This is a genomic window from Acinetobacter lwoffii (genome assembly GCF_024129355.1).
In the GTDB taxonomy this organism is placed as follows: domain Bacteria; phylum Pseudomonadota; class Gammaproteobacteria; order Pseudomonadales; family Moraxellaceae; genus Acinetobacter; species Acinetobacter lwoffii_I.
On sequence record NZ_JAMXXP010000064.1, the window covers coordinates 1 to 5,361 of the forward strand.

Annotated in this window: 6 protein-coding genes; all 6 read right to left on the bottom strand. The window is 37.0% G+C overall.

Translation table 11 applies throughout. The features are described 5' to 3' along the window. Positions 1-388: 388 nt before the first annotated feature. A complete protein-coding gene (locus NI468_RS15800; protein ID WP_253102587.1) occupies positions 389-1,321 on the bottom strand; it encodes a hypothetical protein in 933 nt (310 codons plus the stop codon). 11 nt (positions 1,322-1,332) lie between these two features. Continuing rightward, the gene (locus tag NI468_RS15805; RefSeq protein ID WP_253102589.1) at positions 1,333-2,298 is read right to left on the bottom strand and encodes a replication initiation protein; all 966 of its coding nucleotides are present in this window, start codon (positions 2,296-2,298) and stop codon (positions 1,333-1,335) included. A gap of 233 nt (positions 2,299-2,531) precedes the next feature. Beyond that, positions 2,532-2,819 (bottom strand): type II toxin-antitoxin system RelE/ParE family toxin, encoded by a 288-nt coding sequence (locus tag NI468_RS15810; protein ID WP_071851088.1) that lies wholly within the window; start codon positions 2,817-2,819, stop codon positions 2,532-2,534. After that, a complete protein-coding gene (locus tag NI468_RS15815) occupies positions 2,816-3,130 on the bottom strand; it encodes a type II toxin-antitoxin system Phd/YefM family antitoxin (protein WP_253102591.1) in 315 nt (104 codons plus the stop codon). The genes NI468_RS15810 and NI468_RS15815 overlap by 4 nt, the downstream gene beginning before the upstream one ends. A 76-nt stretch (positions 3,131-3,206) precedes the next feature. Beyond that, on the bottom strand, positions 3,207-4,832 hold the full coding sequence (locus tag NI468_RS15820) for a relaxase family protein (protein ID WP_253102593.1): 1,626 nt from the start codon (positions 4,830-4,832) through the stop codon (positions 3,207-3,209). Beyond that, positions 4,822-5,154 (bottom strand): plasmid mobilization protein, encoded by a 333-nt coding sequence (locus tag NI468_RS15825; RefSeq protein WP_253102594.1) that lies wholly within the window; start codon positions 5,152-5,154, stop codon positions 4,822-4,824. The genes NI468_RS15820 and NI468_RS15825 overlap by 11 nt, the downstream gene beginning before the upstream one ends. Positions 5,155-5,361 lie beyond the last annotated feature (207 nt).

Sequence of the window (5,361 nt, forward strand, 5' to 3'; positions counted from 1 at the left end):
TTTTTCGTAAGAATTTTGGCTATGTTTCATAGTCACAAATCTTGCGGAAATAAAGGCGAAAAGAGGGTCAAGGGATTCTTCCCTTGCAAGGCACAAAAGGTAATCTAGCGAAAACTTTAGTTTTTGTCTAGAGTACCCTTTGTGTGTCCTTGCCCAATTAAAATTAATGAAGAAGGAATATATGCCCTCCGGGCATTCTTGTGATCTACAAAGAAAGCATTGTCTAGGAGGAAAAATGGATCAAAACTTAAATGAAATATTGAAGGTATTAGGAATTATTAAAGAGGTATTAATTATAATAATTCTATATAGAAAACTTATGAGACAGCCCAATTAGGGCTGTTATCTGATTTAGGACGGCACTTTTACACTTTATTAAAAAATTTTCTCATTTATCTTCAAAATAATGCTTATTAAGCTCACTTACGTAACTATCATAGTCTGTGTATTTAGATAAATAAGTTCTATAGGGCATACAATCGTATTTATCTTCTCCCAACATATAAGCGAGATTTAAATCGTAACCATTGAACATTACTAGCATTTCATCATCTTTTTTCATCACTCTTGAATCTTCATCATCATATGTATTAATTTCATATTCTTTGTCATAGCTAACTAAATTAGGGAAATTCTCTACAATTAGCGCAATTGAATGATCTAAAAGATTTTGTAGGTTTTTATACTCCCCCCCAACTGCTAAGAATATTTCAATGTTTTTGGTAGCACGTTTTTCTCTAAGACTAAACACAACTGCTCTACCATCAATATTATGTGTATATCTTGAGTCTGGTTGCATGATGATTGGATACAGATCTTCTGATTTAAGATTTATATAAATAGTTTTTTCATTTACAGCGATAGCAACAATCTCTGAATTTTCTTGTTCTAGTTTTAAACGAACATTATTTGAGTATATTTTTTTAAAAGAACCAAAAGAGAAGTGCTTCATTACCCCTTCAAGTACCCCTAAGCTAATTTGCACTCTTAAAGGTTCACTTAATTGCATTCCAATATATCTAAGAAACTGTTGAGGGCCATCTGGACCATCAACTTCAGTCATAGATTTATCCATGGCTCCTTTATATTCGTTTATACCTATACCTGATTTTCTTACAAAATCTTTACTCAGGCTATTCCCCATACTAGCCCCTTCTAATTCTTCTAAAACAAATTGATATGCGATTGCCTCCGTTCTTATTTTTTTTAAAATAACTTGGGTGAGTCTTTCAATCGCATGATCAACTCCATCAAGTTCTATCTGCTTTTCTAAGTCTGACTTAGGCTGATTTTTATTTTTAAACATATTAAAAAACGACATTGCTAATCTACTCACTCTTTATTAATAACTTTTAACCAGTTTTGAACTGTCTGCCGACTTACATTCAATATATTTGCTATCTCACTATTGTTACAGCCATTCTTTTTGAGTTCTTTAGCTTGTAATCTTAATTCAGCATATTTTACTGATCTCGCTTGCCCACCCTTATGACAAGCTAATCTCGAATTTGCAATCTCAGCCCCTTTCTTTCCTTTTCTAGCTTGACGATCAATAAACTCTTGGTAGAAATACGCGTCTTTCTTCCAACAATACGTTGCAATGCTTTTTGCTGTGGCTTTGATTTCTGAATAGGGTAATGCTTCTAAAAACGCTTCATTTACGCTTAAACACTGCTTAGTGACTTCTTCTAGCCAAGTATTATAAATACCACCTCGATGCGCTCTAACAGCCGTATATGCCCATTTGCGCACTGTATCGAACAGGGTGCAGTTGCGTCCGAGTCCTGAAACTTCTTGTTTCTTGCTTAGTTTCTTGGGTAAATCGACAAAATCAGCTAAATAATCGAGCGTATAGGCTCTTTCAGTCCAGAAGGTTGTACGCCAATCAGGGTGAAAAGGGTTTTTTGTAATGAGGTGACTGTACCCAACATCGGCACCAAGTTTATTTGCAAGTCCGGCTTGAATCTTAGCTGCATAGCTAATGGCTTTTTGACTGGCTAATTCACTGGTACACAGAGGTATTTCTAATTTGTAGCAGATATGAGCATGACCATTTTTCAAGGTCTGTGCTGTCCAATAAGGCATTGGTAGATTTGCATCATGCCAAGCCATGACAGCTTCGGCACGATCTATATCAAAAAAGAAGTAATGAATCATACAAGGCTGATTACCCTGTATGTACTGCATGTTGATTGCCGTTTTCTTCGGTCTTATTTGTAGTCCGTACAGTAAATCGTCTGCACAGTATGGTTTATAGGCAAGATTGTTAAAAAAATCCGCCAATTGAGCAACATTCATATTTTGCAACGTCCAAAAGGTTGCAAACGCTCAAAACATCGGTAAAATACAAGTATCGAATTTGAGTTTACAGATGCTTTAAGTATTTGTTAAACAAAGAAAAGAAAGCGGGTCGCCAAACCTGCTTTTTTTTCGCCTGAAAGAAAATCTAACATAACTTTAACGGTTTTAAAAGTTATTGATTTTCTTCATTTTCTAACTGAATATTTGTCAATATATGGACAAATATTCAGTTATATATTTCTAGAAGTATGCAGAATTCTTAGGATAAAAACCTGCTTTGTACCCTCATTAATCTGAATGATTGCCCGATATGGACTATCAGAAATAAGCATCTCTCTTGTTCCTAAACTTCCCTTCTTTTTGGTTCGATTTGGCGAGAAATACAGAGTTTCTAGCTGTTCAGTAATTTTTAAATACATCCCTTCTGCTAGTTTTTCGCCCCATGTCTCTATGCCATACGCCAAAATTTCAATTAAATCCTGTTCTGCTTGTGGTAAGTAAGAAACTTCATAGGTCATCTTTTACGGCTCGCTACTAAATCTCGTGCTTTTTGCATTGCAGTAGCATGTACTGACTTCATTTCGCTCGTGTCAGATGGATGCGATTTCAAAGAATTTAACGCTTCTGTAATTTTCTCTTTTTCCCAATCTTCATAATCATCATCTTGGACATCAAAAAGGCTTTCTAAGTGAGTGCCTTTTACATCTTTCAATGATAAAAATACGCCAACAGGACGTTTGTTCTTGGTTACTAAGACAGGCTCTCGCTGCATAGTATCTAGTAACTCACCAAAGCGCGATTTTGCATCTTTTGCTGTAATAACTTGCATTTTAAAACCTCATAAAAGTAGGCGTTTTGTCTATTTTAGACTTTTTCTTCAAGTAATCCAGAGGAATTTATTAAATTTAACGCTCAAATCCTCTACTTGCGTTCCTTTCTGCCCGTTTCTCTTTCATTTGTTGGCTAATTTGCTGTTCACTTCCCTTAATTTGCTGTTCAGATTGTTTAATTGCTGATTTTGATTGGCTAATTCCTCGTTCTGACTTCTCAATACTTGATTCTGAATGCTCAAGGTTTCGATCTGCTCGCTCTGACTTTGATTTATAGCGTTTAGCTCTTTCAATTGCTTCTCTAACGAGTTCAATAAGTCTTTGTAGCGATTCATAAAGTCGTTTGGCATTGTCTTGTTCCGCTTGATTAGGATTACTATGTTTTACTTCCTGCTTTACTTCTTTTGAGGTAGCTAAGTTTTCAAATAAACTTCCACTATCCTTCAAAAGCTCCTTTCCATCATTTGACTGGTTAAATGGATTTTCAAAAGGAGTTTTAAAGTTAGATTCTATTTTTCCAATTTCAGTACCATTTGACTGGATGTGGTCTCGTAAGAGTCCGCTTTTTTGCTGTTCTTCGCCATGATATATAGGGTTTTCTTGTCTTCGCTCTCGTGTAGTGTCACCTTCCGCAAAATCTGTTTCTCTAGCGGTGTCTGCTCTACTTTCAGATTGATTTCGGCTAATTCCTGCTGCTTGTTCTGGATTTGCTTCGCTAACCACCAATTTACGCCAAGAAAGATCAGAAACACTGTAATCAACATGCCCAGTACTGCTCCCGTGAGAATATTCAAACGCAAAGCGTTTCTGATTTTCGGCTGCTGGTCTTTGATGGTTTGAAGGTTTGACCTTAAAATTTTCTCTGTTTCCTTGCTGCTTGCTCTCAGTAAGGCGTTGTAACTTTCCAAGTGCTGTGTCGTAACGCTCTCGGCTTGTTCTTTGATAATCCTGTCCTGCTCGGCGGTGTTCTTCTGCAAATTGCTTATCAAATTGTCGATTTTCATAAATTACGCCTTCTAAACGAATATTTCGCTTGCCGTCAGGATTCTTAATACTGATTGATCTATCTGTTTCTCTAGCAATCTCAAAGCCTGCACCCTTCAGGGTTTCAACTACATCTTGCCTATTTTGGATATTGCCATTACTAATTTGTTCAGCAATTGCGGTCCCGATTTGCTCTTTAATTTCTTTGACGCTTGAAGGTAGGTTTTGGCTATTCAAAGTTTTAATTGCTTGAGCTTTCTCTGGTGCATGAGGATCTGTTAAGCCGTACTCAAAATTGGTGACTTGCTTCCAGTTTTCTACAAGTGGGCGGTCAGCTTGATCAAAATAAGGCTGTAATCTCTTTCCTGTACTTAATTCAACATTTGGAATTACGAAATTAAGCTCTAAACGCCCTTTATCAGTGTGTTCTATCCAAGTAATGTCATATTGGTCGCGCTCTAACCCAGCAAGCAATGTTTCTTCAAAGCTCTGCATAATTGCTTCTTTTTGCTGTTCTTCGAGGTTTAATTCCTCAAATGAAAGCACTCCAACCGTATAGCGATTTTGGAAGTCCAGGTTATCTGCTAATCGTTGGGTTAATTCAGGATCTCCACTCAGTAAAACTGCACCTGGTCTATCCCGATCTTTGCCAAGTAGGTAGTCAATTGTTGCGCCTGCACTACCACCTCCCTTATTTCCCAAAAATTTAACGATCATAGTTGGCTAAGATTCCTTGTAGTTGTTCCCGAATGACTGCCAACTCTGCAAAGGCTCTAAGTTTTTCTATATCAGATTCCACAGTATTTACTTGTCTCGCAATCTGATTGAGGTTGCCACCAATACGCCCTAAAGCTGCTAAAAGTTGAGGATCTGCCGCTTTATAATTTCTTCTTTTATTTGGTTTCTCATCTAAACAAGTATTTCGAATCCAAGTCGCAAGCTCTCCACCTTCCATACGTTCCAGTAAAGCTTGATGTTCCACTTCTGTTAAACGGACTTTGATTTCCTTATTACGTTTTATAAGCGTTTTTTCTTTCATACCAACTCATCAAATACTTAATGCTTTTGGGTTTTGGGGTCGGCTTTTTTTCGTAAGAATTTTGGCTATGTTTCATAGTCACAAATCTTGCGGAAATAAAGGCGAAAAGAGGGTCAAGGGATTCTTCCCTTGCAAGGACACACAAAGGGTACTCTAGACAAAAACTAAAGTTTTCGCTAGATTACCTTTTGTGCCTTGCAAGGGAAG